10 protein-coding genes and 2 pseudogenes are annotated in these 17,485 nt (G+C 59.8%); 2 read left to right on the plus strand and 10 right to left on the minus strand.

Features of this window, described 5'->3' with window-relative positions; genetic code table 11:
* Window positions 1-3 precede the first annotated feature (3 nt).
* Window positions 4-1,155 (minus strand): acyl-CoA dehydrogenase family protein, encoded by a 1,152-nt coding sequence (locus BLT55_RS04600; protein ID WP_055001184.1) that lies wholly within the window; start codon window positions 1,153-1,155, stop codon window positions 4-6.
* Between the two features lie 3 nt (window positions 1,156-1,158).
* Complete coding sequence (locus tag BLT55_RS04605) at window positions 1,159-2,256, minus strand: enoyl-CoA hydratase/isomerase family protein (RefSeq protein ID WP_055001185.1); 1,098 nt, start codon at window positions 2,254-2,256, stop codon at window positions 1,159-1,161.
* A gap of 278 nt (window positions 2,257-2,534) precedes the next feature.
* Here BLT55_RS04605 and BLT55_RS04610 point away from each other — a divergent pair, with 278 nt between their 5' ends.
* Both BLT55_RS04610 and BLT55_RS04615 read left to right on the plus strand, forming a co-directional pair.
* Window positions 2,535-4,214 (plus strand): MFS transporter, encoded by a 1,680-nt coding sequence (locus BLT55_RS04610; protein ID WP_055001186.1) that lies wholly within the window; start codon window positions 2,535-2,537, stop codon window positions 4,212-4,214.
* Window positions 4,211-5,374, plus strand: a complete 1,164-nt coding sequence (locus tag BLT55_RS04615; protein ID WP_055001187.1) for an HlyD family secretion protein — start codon at window positions 4,211-4,213, stop codon at window positions 5,372-5,374. Before BLT55_RS04610 ends, BLT55_RS04615 begins: the two co-directional genes overlap by 4 nt.
* 531 nt (window positions 5,375-5,905) lie before the next feature.
* Here BLT55_RS04615 and BLT55_RS04620 read toward each other — a convergent pair.
* From BLT55_RS04620 to BLT55_RS04665, 8 genes and pseudogenes are all read right to left on the minus strand, one after another.
* Window positions 5,906-7,522, minus strand: coding sequence for an inorganic phosphate transporter (locus tag BLT55_RS04620; protein ID WP_055001188.1), 1,617 nt, complete (start codon window positions 7,520-7,522; stop codon window positions 5,906-5,908).
* Window positions 7,523-7,671: 149 nt separating this feature from the next.
* The gene (locus tag BLT55_RS04625; RefSeq protein WP_024647110.1) at window positions 7,672-8,688 is read right to left on the minus strand and encodes a transporter; all 1,017 of its coding nucleotides are present in this window, start codon (window positions 8,686-8,688) and stop codon (window positions 7,672-7,674) included.
* 162 nt (window positions 8,689-8,850) lie between these two features.
* Window positions 8,851-9,672: an aldo/keto reductase gene (locus tag BLT55_RS04630; RefSeq protein ID WP_055001189.1), complete on the minus strand. Its 822-nt coding sequence runs from the start codon at window positions 9,670-9,672 to the stop codon at window positions 8,851-8,853.
* 100 nt (window positions 9,673-9,772) lie between these two features.
* Window positions 9,773-11,404 (minus strand): methyl-accepting chemotaxis protein, encoded by a 1,632-nt coding sequence (locus BLT55_RS04635; protein WP_074800110.1) that lies wholly within the window; start codon window positions 11,402-11,404, stop codon window positions 9,773-9,775.
* A 364-nt stretch (window positions 11,405-11,768) separates the two neighbouring features.
* Window positions 11,769-12,377, minus strand: coding sequence for a TetR/AcrR family transcriptional regulator (locus BLT55_RS04640; RefSeq protein WP_055001190.1), 609 nt, complete (start codon window positions 12,375-12,377; stop codon window positions 11,769-11,771).
* A gap of 178 nt (window positions 12,378-12,555) precedes the next feature.
* A pseudogene (locus BLT55_RS30800) lies at window positions 12,556-15,422 on the minus strand (PAS domain-containing hybrid sensor histidine kinase/response regulator).
* A gap of 406 nt (window positions 15,423-15,828) precedes the next feature.
* Window positions 15,829-16,512: a hypothetical protein gene (locus BLT55_RS04660; RefSeq protein WP_055001191.1), complete on the minus strand. Its 684-nt coding sequence runs from the start codon at window positions 16,510-16,512 to the stop codon at window positions 15,829-15,831.
* A pseudogene (locus BLT55_RS04665) lies at window positions 16,509-17,243 on the minus strand (hypothetical protein); the annotation flags it as partial. The pseudogene BLT55_RS04665 and the gene BLT55_RS04660, both read right to left, overlap by 4 nt.
* Window positions 17,244-17,485 lie beyond the last annotated feature (242 nt).

Raw genomic sequence — 17,485 nt, forward strand, 5'->3', positions numbered from 1 at the left:
GCTTCATACCAGATAGTGGCGCAGTTCGCGGGCAATCAACAGGCGCTGGATTTCGCTGGAACCCTCGTATATCTGAGTAATACGGGCATCGCGGTAATAGCGTTCGACGGGGTAATCCTCCAGATAGCCATAGCCGCCATGAATCTGGATCGCCTTGGAGCACACCCATTCAGCCATCTCTGAAGCGAACAGTTTGGCCTGGGAGGCTTCCGACAGGCACGGCTGCCCGGCGCTGCGCAGACGCGCGGCGTGCAGGGTCAGCAGTCGGGCGGCATTGATCCGGGTGTGCATGTCGGCCAGCAGGTTGGCAATGCTCTGGTGCTCGATGATCGGCTTGTCGAACTGCACGCGTTCCCGCGCATAGGCCAGCGCCGCTTCAAAGGCGGCACGCGCGATGCCTAGCGCCTGAGCGGCGATGCCGATGCGGCCGCCTTCCAGGTTGGAAAGGGCGATGGACAGCCCTTTGCCGCGCTCGCCCAGCAGGTTGGCTGCAGGAATACGGCAGTCATTGAGCGTCACCGCACAGGTGTCAGACGCCCGAATGCCCATTTTGTGTTCGCTGCGGTCGACGGTGAAACCGGGGTTTTCAGTGGGCACCAGAAACGTGGAAAGGCCCTTTTTGCCCAGTTGAGGATCGGTCACGGCAAACACAATCGCCAATTCGGCGCGTTTGCCATTGCTGACGAACTGCTTGGCGCCATTGATGACCCATTCATCGCCCTGCAACTCGGCGCGCGTGCGCAGATTATGCGCTTCGGAGCCCGCATGCGGTTCAGTCAGGCAGAAGCAGCCGATTGCCCGACCGCTCGCGAGTTTTTCCAGCCAGGTGTGTTTCTGCTCGTCGGTCCCGAAGTTGAGGATCGGCCCGCAGCCCACCGAACTGTGCACGCTCATCAGCGTGCCGGTGGCGGCGTCGGCGGCGGAAATTTCCTCGACCGCCAGTGCGTAGGCCACGTAGTCGATATACGTGCCGCCCCATTGTTCCGGGACGACCATGCCCAGCAGGCCCAGTTCGCCGAGCTTTGCCACCAGCGCGTCGTCGATCCAGCCAGCCTTTTCCCAGGCCTGCGCGTGCGGGGCGATTTCGTTACGGGCAAACTCGCGCGCCATGTCACGAATCATGACCTGCTCTTCACTCAGTTCCAGATCGTGCATGGCTCAACCCTCCATGCCGCTGAAGAAACTGTCGACGTGCGCGGCACTGACGTCCTGCGCGCTGCGATGCTTCCATTGCGGCTTCTTGTCTTTATCGATAATCAGGGCCCGTATGCCTTCGATCAGGTCTCCGCGCTCGAACCACTGGCGGTCGAGATGCAGTTCCATGGCGAAACAGGCCTGTAGCGGCAGATGACGCCCGCGGCGCAGCATCTCCAAAGTGACTGCCATGGCCAGTGGCGAGTGCTTTTGCATGCGGGAGGCGGTGTCCAGCGCCCACTGGCGGGTGTCGCCGATGGCTACTTCCTGCAATTGTTCGAGTATGCCGGGGATGTCCCGTCGGCCGAAGAAATGATCGATGGCCGAACGCAGGGCTTCCAGCGGCGGCTCAGGCAGGCGCTGGGTCGCCAGTTTGGCCAGTGCGCCTTGCAGGTCCTTGAGGGGAGTCGATTTCCATTTCAGATGATCGAGCATGTGGTCAAGCCGCGGCAGTTGCTCGCTGTTGGTCGACCAGTTGGCCAGACCGCAATACAGCGCGTCGGCCGCGCCGATCTGTGATCCGGTGACGCCTAGCCACGTGCCGAGTTCGCCGGGCAGTCGCGACAGGAAATAACTGCCGCCCACGTCCGGAAAATAACCGATGGCGACTTCGGGCATGCCGATACGGCTGCGTTCGGTGACCAGACGCAGGTCCGCGCCCTGAACCAGCCCCATGCCGCCGCCGAGCACCAGGCCGTCCATCAACGCCAGAACCGGCTTGCGGTAGCGGTGAATGCTCAGGTCGAGCGCGTATTCTTCGGCAAAGAAAGTGTAATGCAGGTCCTGACCACTCTGGTGGCCTTCATACAGCGAGCGGATGTCGCCCCCGGCACAGAACGCCTTGTCGCCCGCGCCACGCAAAACCACTGCGTAGACCGACGGATCATCAGCCCAGCTGTCGAGCTGGCGTTGCAGCGTGCGAACCATGTCCAGATCGATGGCGTTCAAGCCTTCGGGGCGATTCAGGGTCAAATGGCCGATGTGATTGCGCACCTCGATAGCCACTGCATTACGGCTGGTGGGCTGCCGGACCGAGCGGGCGGATGAAACCTGTGAACTCATTCTGAACTCCTTGTTCGATTGCGCTTTCTTCTTGTTCTGGCGTTTGTCGCAGTGTCGCGGCATCGCAGCAGATCCTAGCAGCGCAAATGTGCAAAGCAAAACTGCGTTTAAGCATAACCAGAAGTTTCAAATAGCCATCATTTTTCAATGTTCGCCGACTGTATACGCGCTTGCACAGGAATCATTGCGAGCGGATGAGTATTCTCATGCTTGGCAGTGTCACACGAGGGCATTCCACAGGTCCTGACCATGCCAGACTTCTTCCATGAACGCGCTTCATGAGCGATAAATACGCGCCACGCGAATGGGCGGCCCACGAGCGCCCGACCATGCCGGGCTCGCCGTCGACGCCGCTGCATTCCACTGCGCTGCGCTGGGCGTTTGCGCTAGTCGGGGTGATCGTCGCGTTGACCGGCGGCCTCGGCAACGCGCTGGTCATCGCCAACCTGCCTTATCTGCAAGGTGCGCTGGGTGCGACGTCGCAGGACATCGCCTGGCTACCGGCCGCCTATATCATGACCAATGTGTCGATGAACCTCTTGCTGGTGAAGTTTCGTCAGCAATTCGGCTTGCGCGCGTTCACCGAGCTGTTTCTGGTGCTTTATTCGCTGGTGACGCTGGCGCATTTGTTCGTTAATGACATCGATTCAGCCATCGCCGTGCGGGCCGCGCATGGCATGGTTGGCGCTGCGCTCAGTACGCTGGGGCTGTATTACATGATTCAGGCCTTTCCGCAGAAATGGCGGCTCAAGGCATTGGTGCTCGGGCTGGGCACCGCTCAATTGGCCACGCCGCTGGCCCGACTGGTGTCCGAGGATCTGCTGCAAATTGCCCAGTGGCGGGGCCTTTACCTGTTTGAACTGGGGATGGCGCTGCTCTCGCTGGGTTGCGTGCTGCTCTTGAAATTGCCGCCAGGTGATCGCTTCAAGGCGTTCGAGAAGCTGGATTTTCGGACCTTCGGACTGCTGGCATCCGGTTTTGCGTTGCTCTGCGCGGTCTTGTCGCTGGGGCGTATCGAGTGGTGGCTGGAGGCGCCGTGGATCGGCATCGCCTCGGCGGCGTCGATTGCGCTGATCTGCGCCGGGCTGGCCATCGAACACAACCGCAGCAACCCTTTGCTGATCACTCGCTGGCTGGGCAGCGGGGCGATCCTGCGCCTCGGGTTGGCGGTCATCCTCTTTCGCGTAGTGCTGTCCGAACAGTCGGTAGGTGCCGTCGGGTTTCTGCAGGCGCTGAACATGGGCAGTCAGCAACTGCATACGCTGTATCTGGTGATGTTGCTGGGCAGCGTTGCAGGCCTGGCGGTCAGTGCGCTGACCATCAATCCCGCGCACCTGATCAAGCCGCTGTTGATTGCACTGGCAATGATGGCGGTGGGTGCCTGGATGGACAGCCACTCGACCAACCTGACACGGCAATCGAACATGTACCTCAGCCAGTTTCTGCTGGCCTTTGGCGGAACGTTTTTCCTCGGGCCGACGCTGGTGCTGGGCATCAGTGGGGTGCTGGCCAACCCGCGCAACATGGTGAGTTTCTCTGTGCTGTTCGGGATCGCTCAGAACATCGGCGGCCTGATCGGGTCTGCTGCACTGGGCACCTTTCAGGTCGTGCGCGAAAAATTTCATTCCAGCCACATCGTCGAGCACCTGACGCTGATCGACCCGTTGGTGCAGGCTCGGCTGCAAAGCTACAGCGCCAGTTACGGCTCAGTCATCGCCGACCCGACACTGCGCAACAGTCAGGGGATCCGCGCGATGGCCGCGGCGGCGACACGGGAAGCCAATGTGCTGGCCTATAACGACGTGTTCATGCTGATTGCGTTGATTGCCGTGCTGACCATGATCTGGATTTCACTGCGCATGCTGTGGCTGAAAATGACCACCCAACATCAGGCGCTGGCCCTGGTTGCACCTGCCGCTGCGCCTTCCGTACCCCATTCCGGCGTTAGATCTTCATGACTGAATCCACTACCCCCGACACTGAAGCACCTCGCAGCTCGTCTTCACCGGCCCCGGCACCGTTGAAGTCGCCGGTCACCAGCCGACCGCGCTCGGCGCGCAAGCGCATCGTCTCCTCGGTGATTTTCGGGGCTGTTGCGCTGGTCGGTGTGCTGGTGGTGCTGTACGCATGGCAATTGCCGCCCTTTGGCAGCCCGATCGAGAGCACTGAAAACGCCCAGGTGAAAGGCCAGACCACACTGATCGGCCCGCAACTCAGTGGTTATGTCTATGACGTGCCGGTGCAGGACTTCCAGTTCGTCAAGGCAGGCGACTTGCTGGTCCGTCTGGATGACCGCATCTATCGCCAGCGCCTGGATCAGGCCGAGGCGCAACTGGCGGTGCAAAAGGCCTCGCTGGCCAATAACCTGCAACAGCGTCGCAGCGCCGAGGCGACGATCGGTCAGCGTCAGGCCGAGTTGCAGAACAGCATGGCGCAGAGCCGCAAGAGCGCCGCCGACCTGCGTCGTAACAAGGCGCTGGTGACCGATGGCTCGGTGTCCAAAAGCGAGCTGGACGTGACCGAAGCTGCCGATGCCCAGGCCAACGCGGCGGTTGCACAAGCCAAAGCGGTATTGCTGATCGCCCGTGAGGACCTGCAAACGGTGATCGTCAATCGCGGCTCGCTGGAAGCGTCGGTCGCCAATGCGCAAGCGGCTTTCGAACTGGCACGCATCGACCTGGACAACACCCGCATCGTCGCGCCGCGTGACGGGCAGCTGGGGCAAATCGGCGTGCGTCTGGGCGCCTACGTCAATTCCGGTGCGCAACTGATGGCGCTGGTGCCGGAGCAACGCTGGATCGTCGCCAACATGAAAGAAACCCAAATGGCCAACGTTCGCCTCGGCCAGCCAGTGAGTTTCACCGTGGACGCGCTGGACGGTCGCGAAATGCACGGTCATGTACAAAGGATATCGCCTGCTGCGGGCTCGGAGTTCAGCCTGCTGCCCGCCGACAACGCGACCGGCAACTTCGTGAAAATCTCCCAGCGCATCCCGGTGCGCATCGTCGTCGACGCCGACAAGCCGATGCTCGATCATCTACGGCCGGGAATGTCAGTGGTGGTGAGTATTGATACCAGTGCCGAGGGCGATGTACCGCCGGACCCAGCGGCACGGTGATTCCCGTAACAATGTTCACTTTGTGACGCTCTGCGTCACAAATCTTCGATGCGTCCGCGAAGGCGGTAGTTCAGACGATGTATTTTTCGGAGAATGTATCGGCCCTTTCGCGGACAAGTCCGCTCCCACGGAGGCTGCGCTTTGCTGACAGCTCCCGGCAGATCGCGGACCAGTCCACGAAAGGCATCTGGCCCCTTGTCGGAGCGGACCGGGCGACGCTTCGTTTGTCCGCGAAGGCGGTGGTTCAGACGATATATTTTCGGGGAATGTATCGGCCCTTTCGCGTACAAGTTCGCTCCCACGGAGGCTGCGCTTTGCTGACAGCCCCCGGCAGATCGCGGACCAGTCCACGAAAGGCATCTGGCCCCTTGTCGGAGCGGACCGGGCGACGCTTCGTTTGTCCGCGAAGGCGGTAGTTCAGACGATGTATTTTTCGGAGAATGTATCGGCCCTTTCGCGGACAAGTCCGCTCCCACGGAGGCTGCGCTTTGCTCCCGCGGCCTTCGGCCGACATTACCCCCACAATAGACCTCAAAACAGCTTGCTGAACACCCAGTACAACGAGCCCGACAGCAGAATGGCCGCAGGCAGGGTCAGCACCCAGGCGGTGGCCAGGTTACGCAACGTGCGCATTTGCAAGCCAGAGCCATTGGCGACCATCGACCCCGCCACGCCGGAGGACAGCACGTGGGTGGTGGACACCGGCAAGCCGTACATGTCCGCCGCGCCAATGGTGAACATTGCCACGACTTCTGCCGACGCGCCCTGTGCGTAAGTCATATGGGTCTTGCCGATCCGCTCACCGACGGTCACCACGATACGCTTCCAGCCCACCATGGTGCCCAGCCCGAGCGCGATGGCGACCACAATCTTGACCCAAGTCGGAATGAAGCGCGTGGCACTGTCGATCTGCCCTTTGAAGGCTTCAAGCTTGGTTTTGGTGTCAGCGTCGAAATCACCCACCTTGTTTTTTTCCATCACCCGGATGGTTTCCGAGGTCAGGTACATGTCGTTACGCACGTTGGTCACGGCTTCTGCCGGCACCTTCGACAGCGAACCATAGCTGGCCACCTCGTTGCCGATCTTGCCGGCCATCACGGCCAGCGCCGGGATAAGCTCCGGGCTGGCCTGTTTGCTGACCAGGTAATCGGACAGCGTCTTGCGCGGGTCAGCCGGTGCCGGTTGAGAGACGTTGCGGATCAGCGCCTGCTGGGTGACTTCCGCCACGGCCGCGAACTGGGTGGACTGTTCGGCAGGCATGGTGCGGTTCAGCGCATAGGCCATCGGCAGGGTGCCGACCAGAATCAGCATGATCAGGCCCATGCCTTTCTGCCCGTCGTTGGAGCCGTGGGCGAACGACACGCCGGTGCAGGTCACAATCAACATGGCGCGAATCCACAACGGCGGCGGAGCGTTGCCCTCGGGTGCCTTGTACAGCGCGCGGTTCTTGATGAACATACGCATGGCCAGCAACAGCAGGGCGGCGCAGCCGAAGCCGACCAAGGGCGAGAGCAGCAGCGAGTAGCCGATCTTGGTGGCCTGTGACCAATCCACACCGCTGGTGCCGTCACGCCCGTGCATCAAGGCGTTGGCAATGCCGACACCGATGATCGAGCCGATCAGTGTGTGTGACGAAGAGGCGGGCAGGCCCAGCCACCAGGTGCCGAGGTTCCAGATGATGGCGGCGATCAGCAGCGCGAAGATCATCGCAAAGCCTGCCGATGAGCCGGTCTGTAGAATCAGTTCCACCGGCAGCAGGGCGATGATGCCGAACGCCACCGCGCCGCTGGACACCATGACACCCAGGAAATTGAAGAAACCCGACCAGACCACCGCAAAACCGGGTGGCAGGGAGTGGGTATAGATCACCGTTGCGACGGCGTTGGCGGTGTCATGAAAGCCGTTGACGAATTCGAAGCCCAACGCGATCAGCAGCGCCACACCCAGCAACACGAAGGGCGTCCAGGTGGTGACCACCGTGCCCATGTCGTCTACGTCCTGTTTGAGGCTGTAGCCAGTGAACAGCAGGCCCGAAACGAGTATCACGAAGAAAAGAATCATGGTGATCCGGCTGGGCTTGCGGCCGAATTGAGTGGCCGACAGGCTCGCCCGGCCGCCGGCATCGGGAGAAAGTGCATTGGTAGCCATGTGTGCAATCCTGGGTTGAAAGATTACTGACATGGTCATTGCAAAATGTGACAGAGATGCGACAAGTCACGAATGATCGCCCGCTTGTGGCGGTTTTCTGACAACCGGCGCAGCGTTGCAGCCGGTGCAAGAAATGCGCTTACGTTGACTTAATAGTCGCCGCGTTTACGGAAGGCCCAGCGCCCCGCGACCAGTGTGAAGGTCGCCACCAGTGCAACCAGAATCCAGAAGCCTTCAGGGTCCGAGGCCAATGGCACGCCGCCGACGTTCATGCCGAAAAAGCCCGCAACGATGTTGATCGGCAGCGCCAGCACCGTCACCACGGTCAGGGTGAACAGGGTGCGACTGCTCTGTTCATTGAGATTGGCGGCGATTTCTTCCTGCAACAGTTTGATGCGTTCGCCCAGGGCCGTGAGGTCGTTGATCACTAGCGACGATTCTTCGATGGACTGGCGCAGCGCCTGTGCATCCTGCTCGCGCAGCCACTGCGGCGGGCGATGCAGAAGGCGCATCAGCGAGCCCGGTTCCAGCGCCAGCAGGCGTTGCAGGCGCACCAGTACCCGGCGCATGGCACCGAGTTCGGAGCGGTTGTTGCTCAGACGTTGTGACAGCAACTGGTCTTCGATACGGTCGACATTGACGCTGGTCTTGCGCAGGAACTGGGTCAGAACTTCGCCCTGATCGCTGAGCAGATGCGCCAGCAACTCGATGGGCGAATCGAACTGCTCGCCATGCTTGACTGCCGAGCGCAGTTTGTCCACCGAGCGCAGCGGTTGCAGCCGCGCAGTGATCAGCAGGCGCTGGCGAGCGCAGACCCACAGTGTCGAGATATCGGTCGACAGGCGGTTGAAGTCGAACACCACATCGTTGACCACCGCCAGCAAGGTGGCGTCGACGTGTTCGATACGCGTCGACCGCGAGCCTTCATGCAGCGCCTCGAAGAATTCCTCCGGCAGATCCAGCGTGGTTTTCATCCAGCGCTCGCAGGCAGCGTGCGAGAGGTTCAGGTGCAGCCAGATAAAGTCATTTTCATCCGGCGGGTTTTGCAGGTAGTCCAGTGCGGCGGTCGCGCCGATTTCCTGACCGCTTTCACCGTGACGAAAGCGGAAGCCATAGAGCAGGCCGAAGAGGTCGGAATCCTGATGGTGCACAATGCTGTGATTCATGGCTGTCCACATGCTGCCCGGCCCGAACGGCGAGGCGATTGGCGCATGATGACAACGGGTTATTTCATATTTGTGACAGCTTGTTGCCGAGTATTTCCTCACCTGGCGTAATGCTGGCCGCGTTCAGCGTCCATTCAGTTGCCTGAGCCTGACCGCAAGCGGTCAAACCATCGCCAGTGGCTGCTTGCGTGTAGGCGCCGGCCACGCCAGGTCGATGTCGGCCAGGTCTTGCTCGGTCAATCGGATCTGCTCGGCCGCAATGTTCAGCCGAATGTGTTCCGGGTTGGTCGCCTTGGGGATGGCAATCATGTTGTCCTGACGCAACACCCAGGCCAGAGATATCTGCGCCGGGGTCGCATTGTGGCGTCGGGCGGTTTCATGCAGGGCAGGGTGGTAAAGCATGTCGCCAGCCTGGCCGATCGGGCAGTACGCCATCAGCGGAAGATGGCGGTCTGCACTCCACAACATCAGGTCGAACTCGATGCCACGCTGTTCCGGGTTGTACAGTACCTGATTGGTGGCGCAGCGCGGGTTGTTGAGCTCGATCATGTCCGGCACGTCGAAATTCGACACCCCCCAGGCGCCGATCTTGCCGGCTTCGCGCAGGCGCTCGAAGGCCTCGACGGTTTCGGTCAACGGGTACTGACCCGGCCAGTGCAGCAGATACAGGTCGATGTAATCGGTATTCATCCGTCGCAGGCTGGCCTCGCAGGCGGTCGGAATTCCGCTGCGGCTGGCGTTGTGCGGGTAGACCTTGCTGACCACGAACACCTTGCCACGTTGCCCGGCGATGGCCTGCCCGACGATTTCTTCGGCGGCGCCATCGGCGTACATCTCGGCAGTGTCGATCAGGGTCAGGCCCAGTTCGATGCCCAGACACAGCCCGGCGATTTCTGCCGAGCGCAGATGACCTTTTTCACCCATGTGCCAAGTGCCCTGACCCAACACTGGTACCGTGTTGCCTGCCAATTCCAGTGTGCGCATGTGACCCCCGCAGATAAATGATCAATATGTGAGCGGTTAAGCAAACAGGTCTCAGGCAACAGGAGGCGCACTAGGTTCCATGCGCCCACGGGAATAACGACTAAACCCTGAACTGTTTCAGCAGCGTGGTCAGTTCTTCGCTCAACCCTTTCAGATGCAGACTGGCGGAGGTCGACTGCTCGGCAGCCAGCGCAGTGCTCTGGGATAGCTGTGCCGCCTGCGTGACGTTCTGGTTGATGTCGTCCACTACATGCGACTGTTGCAGCGTGGCGCTGGCAATCGAGGCGTTCAGGCTGTTGAGGTTGCGCAGGGCTTGACTGATCGAGGTCAGGCTTTGCCCGGCCTGATTGGCCTGTTCGATGGTCAGTTGCGATGAGCGGCTACTGTCGCCGATGACCTTGACCGCTGCATCGGAATGCTTTTGCAGGCGCTCGATCATGGCCTGGATTTCTGCAGTCGACTTCTGCGTGCGCTGAGCCAGCAGGCGCACTTCATCGGCCACCACGGCAAAGCCGCGGCCCTGTTCGCCTGCGCGCGCGGCTTCAATGGCAGCGTTGAGTGCCAGCAGGTTGGTCTGCTCGGCAATTGAGCTGATCACCTCCAGTACGCTGCCGATCTGTGTGCTTTCGCTGGCCAGACTCTGCATCACGTCCACCGCCTGGCCGATGGTCCCGGAGAGGTGTTCGATCTGGCGCAGGCTGTTATCGATGTTGACCTGACCCTGGCGCGCCTGCGATTCGGCATCGCGCATTTCGCTGGCGGCGTGCTCGGCATTCTTGGCGACGTCTTGCACGCCATAAGTCACTTCGTTGACCGCCGTGGCCACCAGGTCCATTTGCTGCGATTGCTGCTGGCTGCGGTTCTGCGCCTGCTCTGCGTTGCCGCCCAGTTCGCCTGCCGCCTGGCCCAGCGCCACGGACGAGTTCTGCAACAGGCCGACCACGTTGCGCAGCTTGGCAATGAAGCCGTTGAAATGCGTGCCCAGCTCGGTGATTTCGTCTTTGCCGTGGGTTTGCAGGGTGCGGGTCAGATCACTTTCGCCGCTGGCGATGTTCGCCATGGCATCGACCGCCGCTCTCAGGGGCCGGACGATGCTGCGCACGATCATGACGAGCAGCAGCACCATCACCGCCACGATACCTGCAATGAAGATCCCGGCATTCCATAACTGGGCCTTGAACTCTGCCGCCACGTCATCCACGTACACGCCGGAGCCGAGAATCCAGCCCCATGGCTGAAACAGTTGCACGTAAGAGGTCTTTTTCACCGGCTCGCTGGCGCCTGGCTTCGGCCAGCGATAATCGACCATGCCAGCGCCTTTGCTTTTGACAATGGTGACCATTTCGTTGAACACCGCAAAGCCGTCCGGGTCACGGATAGCCGAGAGGTTCTGCCCTTCGAGTTTGGAATTGGTGGGGTGCATGATCATGACCGGCTGCAGGTCATTGATCCAGAAGTAGTCGCTCTGGCTGTAGCGCAGGCTTTTTATCTCTTTCAGCGCCTGCTGCTGGGCCGCTTCGCGGGTCATGCTGCCTGCCGCTTCAAGCCCCTGATAGAAGGTCAGGATGCCGCTGGCTGTCTGCACCACATGCATGGTTTTTTCAGCCTTTGCCCGATATAGATCTTCATGAGTCTGCCGGAGCAGGACCGCTGCGAGGACCAGAAGCATCAGCACAGAAACGATAAGAATCAGCCACAAGCGGCGGCTGATGGACAAACTGCGCATATTCATGATCTTCACCCTATCCGTTATTTTTCTTCTTGGCGGCTGACCGGCGCAAAGCCGGACCGCAGAGCCTTTCAAGCATCTCGGCGCGTTGGCGGGAAACATGAGATCAAGATCACATTTTTTATCGGAACAGGCAGGTATGGCGAATGGCTTACACCAAGAGACGCCATTGGCGCTATCGACTCACCTGCTGTCCATGTAGGATCCAATTCAACAGCTGCAGCGAAGGAACGCCGCAGTGATCAGGGAGGATCGACCATTGCCAGGAGGCTACTGACAGGATGTCGGAATGGTCATGTTGCAAAACCACCCGCTTCGGCGGGTTTTTTGCGTCTGCAGGAAAGCGGGTTGCTCGGCGGTTGTCTGTTCAGTGATCCGGCTCGCAGCCCTTGAGCACCAGCCTGAGAATGGTCTGCGTGGCCGCTTCATAATCCGCGTCCTCCAGCTTCGCCTTGCCGGTAACCGTCGCAATCTGCCAATCGAAGTCGGCGTAGGTCTGGGTTGCGGCCCAGATAGTGAACATCAGATGGTGAGGATCGATCGGGGCGATCTGCCCGCTGTCGATCCAGGCCTGTATGCACGCGATGTTGTGCCGGGCCTGGTCATTGAGTTGTTCGATCTGTTCAGGCGTGAGGTGCGGAGCGCCGTGCATGATTTCGCTGGCGAAGACTTTCGAGGCGAAGGGCAGCTCACGGGATATCTGGATTTTCGAGCGGATGTAACGGCTGAGCACCTCGGCCGGGATGCCGTCGGGGTTGAAGGGCGTCGACGCTTGCAAAATGGGCTCGATGATACTTTCCAGCACCTCGCGATAGAGGTTTTCCTTGGACTTGAAGTAGTAGTAGACGTTGGGCTTGGGCACACCGGCCTTGGCGGCGATGTCGCTGGTCTTGCTGGCAGCGAAACCCTTGTCGGCGAATTCCTCGCTGGCGGCACGCAGGATGAGTTCTTTGTTGCGCTCGCGGATACTGCTCATGACCCGGTTATTCCCTTGCCTGCATGGCGGTCGCGCATGTTAGCACCGGCTCTGCGCAGCGCTCAATGCACACGCGCAGGGCGGGGTTGCTGCCTGCCGGATCCGCTCATTTTCGACTGTTTCCACGGTATCAAGCGGCATGCGCTCACCTCCATCGGGCATGAGCGCCGCCAGTGGGTCAGGCGTTCATCAGTTCCTGCACGCGGGACGCCAGCACATCAATCGCAAACGGCTTGGTCAGCACGCGCATGCCCGGCCCGAGCTGCTCGTCGCCAATCGCCGCATTCTCTGCGTAACCGGTGATGAACAAAGTCTTCAGGTACGGGCGGACTTCGCGACCGGCATCGGCCATCTGCCGTCCGTTCATGCCGCCCGGCAGGCCGACGTCGGTGATCAGCAGGTCGATATGGACATCCGAGCGCAGCAGTTTCAGGCCGGCCAGGCTGTCGGCGGCTTCGATCAGCGTATAGCCGAGATCACCCAGCGCATCCGTGAGCAGCATGCGCACGGTGGGTTCGTCGTCGACGATCAGAATGTTTTCTCCGGACCGGGTGAACTCGACCGGCGCTTTGTCGACAGCGCTTTCATCCTTCACCGCCGCACCGTTGTAGCGTGGCAGATAGATGGTTATCGCCGTGCCCTTGCCCACCTCCGACTGGATACGTACCTGCCCGCCAGATTGATTGGCGAAGCCGTAGATCATCGAAAGACCGAGGCCTGTGCCCTGGCCGATGGGTTTGGTGGTGAAGAAGGGGTCGAATGCCTTGGCGATGACTTCCGGCGGCATGCCGGTGCCGGTGTCGGTCACACACAACGACAAATACTGCCCCGCCGGCATGTCGTGGACCTGCGCTGCACCGCCCTCGATCACTCGGTTGCCGGCCTCGATGGTGATGCGCCCGCCATCCGGCATCGCGTCGCGGGCATTGATGCACAGGTTCAGCAGTGCATTTTCCAACTGACTGGCATCAACCAGCGTAGGCCAGAGCCCGAGGGTGCCGACGGTCTCGACCAGGATGCTGGGCCCCACGGTGCGCTGGATCAGATCCGTCATTCCGCTCATCAACCGGTTCACATCGGTTGGCTGCGGGTCCAGGGTCTGGCGACGAGAGAAGGCCAGCAGCCGGTGTGTAATGCCGCAGCGCGCTTTGCCGCGCCCTGAGCGGTGACGATGTATTTGTCCACTTCGCTCCAGCGGCCTTGTTCGATCCGCGTGCCCATCAGTTCCAGCGCGCCGGAAATGCCCGCCAGCGAGTTGTTGAAGTCGTGGGCGAGACCGCCGGTCAATTGCCCGACCGCTTCCATTTTCTGTGACTGACGCAGTTTCTCTTCAGCCTGCATGAGCTCGGCGGTGCGGGCGGCCACGCGTTGTTCAAGCGTGTCGTTGAGCGAGCGCAGTGCGGCGGTGGCGCGGTCTCGTTCGGCTGCGATGGTGCGTCGTTCGTCAACGTTGATAAGCACGCCCGGGAAGCTCAGCGGTGTGCCGTCGACAGCCCGGTCGACGCGACCGTTCGCCTCGATCCAGTAGTAAGGGCCGTCGCCGCGGCGCACCCGATACTGATGGGCGTACACGCGGCCGTCGCGGATGACCGCGTTGATCGCATCGATCAGGCCCGGCCTGTCCTCGGGGTGCACGGTGGCAATGACGTGTTCCAGGTTCAGCCCTTCGCGGCCTAGCGCAGGGTCAAGGCCAAGCGCTCTGGCGAATGCTTCGTCGACCGTAAAGCGATCAGTCGGCAGGTCCCAGTGCCAGGTGCCGATGATCGCACCCGCCGCCAGGGCAAGCTGAACGCGGTCGACGTTCTCGCGCGCCAGCGCCTCGCTGGTGCGCAGGCGTTCCTCGGCGTCCCGTCGCGCCGTGACATCACTGAAGATGACCGCAATCTGTCGTTCCGCCGGATCACCGACCCGCACGGCCTTGACTTCGAACCAGCGCTCGAACGCTTTGGCATAGTTCTCGAAGCTGGCAGGTTCGCCGGTCTTTGCCACGTGGCCATAGGCTTCGAACCAGAAGCGTTCCAGGTCCGGTGCGAACTCGGTCACCCATTTGCCGCGCAGGTCGACGCCTGCCTGGCGTTCGAACGCAGGGTTGGCTTCGATGAAGCGATAGTCCACCGGGCTGTCGTCGGCGTTGAATTTGACCTCGATGATGGCAAACGCGGCTTCGATGGTCTCCAGCATGGCTCTGGAGCGTTCTTCGCTCCGGCGCAGCGCGGTTTCGGCCTTGCGCATCTGTGACATGTCGAGCATCGCGCCGATCATGCGCACGGCCTTGCCTTCGTCATCGCGGATCACATGGCCACGGTCCAGAACATCGGCGTACGACCCGTCCAGACGGCGGAAACGGTATTCATCGCTCCACGCCGTGCCGCTGCCATCGATCACCGCATGGATAGAGGCGTCAATGCGTGCCCGATCATCGGCGTGAATCTGGGCAATCCACCATTCGCTCGAGGTGTCCAGCGTGGCAAGCGGGTGGCCATAAGCCTGTTCCAGCGCGTCATTCCAGAGCACGTGGTTGGCGGCAAAATCCCAGTCCCATATCGCATCGTTGGTCGCTTTGGCGGCTAACCGGTATCGTTCCTGAGCTTCCTCGGTCGCGCGGCCCGCCAAGTGCTCTTTGGTCCGGTCGCGCAGGATTTTCACGAAACCAAGATGTTCGTTGCTGTCACCGTACAGGGGCATCATTTCGCCTGACGCCCAGAAAAGCTGACCGTCCTTGCGCAGATGCCAGCGCTCGTCTGCGGCATGGCCCGCGTGCAGAGCGACGTGCATTTCATGCTCGATCTGACCGCTGGCCCGATCTGCGGGCGTGAAAAAACGCTCGGCAGACTGACCGAGCATTTCCGCGGCGGTCCAGCCCAGAATATGCTTGGCCCCCGGGTTCCAGTCAGTGATGACGCCCACAGGGTTCGTCAGAATCATGGCAAAGTCCACCGCGCTTTCGAAGACTGCGCGATGGCGTGCTTCTTGGCTGGGGTCAGGCTCGCTATCGATGCCGGATTCTTCAAGAGCCTTTTGCAAGCGCGCAACCTGCGCTTGCAACTCTTCTCGGGTCAGGTATTTCAGAGCGCCTCCGGCTCACACGGGTAAATCGTATTGCAGGCTGTGGCGTGTCCACGACCTGCGTTGCGCAATGAAATCAGGATTGTCGAGGTCTGCGTTTGCTTTCCGTTGGACGCAGTTTAAAGCGTGTTGCGGTTCCGATCAGGTAAAGATGCTTGCTATTGCGATCACCATACAATGCCACTTGAGCACTGTGCTATGGATCGAAACCCCAAACGACCAAGGGGCGGCAAATTCAGTGTTTTTGCCAGTCCGTTGCGAAAACCGCTGTGATTCAGTTGGAAAATCACAGCCAGAGTTCGTCAGTAGCCATCGGCTTTTGGTCAGGTTTCTTTAGGAACGTGCTGCTCGAAGACCTGACCGATATCTGGATGATAGAAACCGGTCAGCCTTTCCAGGCTTTTTCGCTGAACCCAGCAGTAGAGGGAAGTACGGTGTGGAGGAAGTTCAGGTATTTGTTGAACAGCACGTCATGCTGGAATCGGGCCTCGAAACCCAGCGTGATGTCGGTACGGTGAGTGACGATCATCAGACGCTTGCGGTCGACGGTGACGAAGTTGTACTCGCCCCATGGCAGGCTGTGTTCGTGGTGGATCGGGTTTTCCCAGTTTAAGAGTTTGATGGCTGCGACAAACGCGATGGCCACCGGGCCGACCAGGAAGAGTAGCGAGCCGGTGATCAGGGCGACGAGAACGAACAGCATGATGACGAACAAAGCGATGCCTTTGAACAGGCCGGACGCGAAGTCGGGGTAGTGGAGGTAATACTCGACAGAGGCCCGGTCGGTCTTGATGGTGTAGTGGTAGATGGTTTTTTGGCGGATGAGCAGGCCTGTGTAGTAAGCAAGATTTCCCGCAAGCGTCAATAGTATAGTAATGAGAAAGTTAGGGCTTTCTAAAATGCGATTCCAGCCTCCCCAAATAAGAAATAAGCCGACGATTAAATGAATGGCGGTAAATCCAAGCTGTGTGAACATGATCTCTTTAGGTGACCTCGCAAGCGTTTTGATTTTCCAGTTTAGAATGTCGTTGCCTTTTGAAAGATCCAAGGCTTTTTCTTGCTGCGTCATACGGGTGTACTCTCTGCGACTTCCAGGGTCAGGGTGCCAATCCTGCTTGATGCCTTTACCTCGAGTTCCACTGCAGCCAAGCCATCAATGGCGATATCGCCTCTTGTGCCAAGCTCCATCTGAAACAGATAGCTTCTATCATCCTCGCCAGTCTTGAAAAGACTGGCCGGGTACCAGAATTGCAGCTCAAGATACGTTGCGTCCTTGTCGAGCGGCACCCAGGTTTCCCAGATGATGTCTTCGTCTTCAGGTGGCATCCGGGGGAAAGTGAAATCTTCACTCGCTTTGCCAGCAGGCTTGTTAGTGAGCGTTCCGAAGTGTTCGACGTTCCTGAATTGCCCACGGTCTAGAAAACTCTCATGTAGCGGGTGGTCTATTTTTTTCACAGGTAATACGCCCCATGGCCGTTTGCTGCTAATGACGTTGAAATGCACGGAGTGTCCACGTACCAGATTGGGCAAGCGCACTTGTACTGCTGCGCCATTTTGTACCGCCACGCTGTAGTAATCGCCCTTGCCAAGATAACGATTTTCATAATGCACGGTGCCTTTGACATGTATCTGCGGAGATAGTTGGATTTCCATCAGTGCGCGTATTTCTTAGCTCTCACCGTTGGTAGTTTCGGTATAGCGATAGTCTATAGTTCTGGACCAGCAGCACTTGCGTAGCCACCAGCCAACACTGTCTTGCTTAAAGTAATTGAGCGCCATCGTAGTAAAAAGATAAATTAAGGAGGCGCTGATTTATTCGATTTTTCGTCCCTGCAACGCTCTGGAGGCCTTGATTTATCTGGGGGCAACAGCTGGGTTTTAGAATAAATCAGCGTCTCCTTAAGCCTGTTACTAGTAGCGCTACGCTGAACCACGGATTCACAACGATAAATGTAAGAGTGCTAGCAGGAAAAAAACCTGCGATCAACTGAGCGGCTGACCCTATTCCCATTAAGCCTACAGAGATGATCTTTAAGGAGGCG

Origin of the sequence: Pseudomonas cannabina (assembly GCF_900100365.1) — a bacterium.
Classification (GTDB): domain Bacteria; phylum Pseudomonadota; class Gammaproteobacteria; order Pseudomonadales; family Pseudomonadaceae; genus Aquipseudomonas; species Aquipseudomonas cannabina.

What these genes read in the sequence shown, in the direction of transcription:
- BLT55_RS04600 (WP_055001184.1), bottom strand. Translation starts at nt 1,155, where the DNA reads ATGCACGATCTGGAACTGAGTGAAGAGCAGGTCATGATTCGTGACATG.
- BLT55_RS04605 (WP_055001185.1), bottom strand. Translation starts at nt 2,256, where the DNA reads ATGAGTTCACAGGTTTCATCCGCCCGCTCGGTCCGGCAGCCCACCAGC.
- BLT55_RS04610 (WP_055001186.1), top strand. Translation starts at nt 2,535, where the DNA reads ATGAGCGATAAATACGCGCCACGCGAATGGGCGGCCCACGAGCGCCCG.
- BLT55_RS04615 (WP_055001187.1), top strand. Translation starts at nt 4,211, where the DNA reads ATGACTGAATCCACTACCCCCGACACTGAAGCACCTCGCAGCTCGTCT.
- BLT55_RS04620 (WP_055001188.1), bottom strand. Translation starts at nt 7,522, where the DNA reads ATGGCTACCAATGCACTTTCTCCCGATGCCGGCGGCCGGGCGAGCCTG.
- BLT55_RS04625 (WP_024647110.1), bottom strand. Translation starts at nt 8,688, where the DNA reads ATGAATCACAGCATTGTGCACCATCAGGATTCCGACCTCTTCGGCCTG.
- BLT55_RS04630 (WP_055001189.1), bottom strand. Translation starts at nt 9,672, where the DNA reads ATGCGCACACTGGAATTGGCAGGCAACACGGTACCAGTGTTGGGTCAG.
- BLT55_RS04635 (WP_074800110.1), bottom strand. Translation starts at nt 11,404, where the DNA reads ATGAATATGCGCAGTTTGTCCATCAGCCGCCGCTTGTGGCTGATTCTT.
- BLT55_RS04640 (WP_055001190.1), bottom strand. Translation starts at nt 12,377, where the DNA reads ATGAGCAGTATCCGCGAGCGCAACAAAGAACTCATCCTGCGTGCCGCC.
- BLT55_RS04660 (WP_055001191.1), bottom strand. Translation starts at nt 16,512, where the DNA reads ATGACGCAGCAAGAAAAAGCCTTGGATCTTTCAAAAGGCAACGACATT.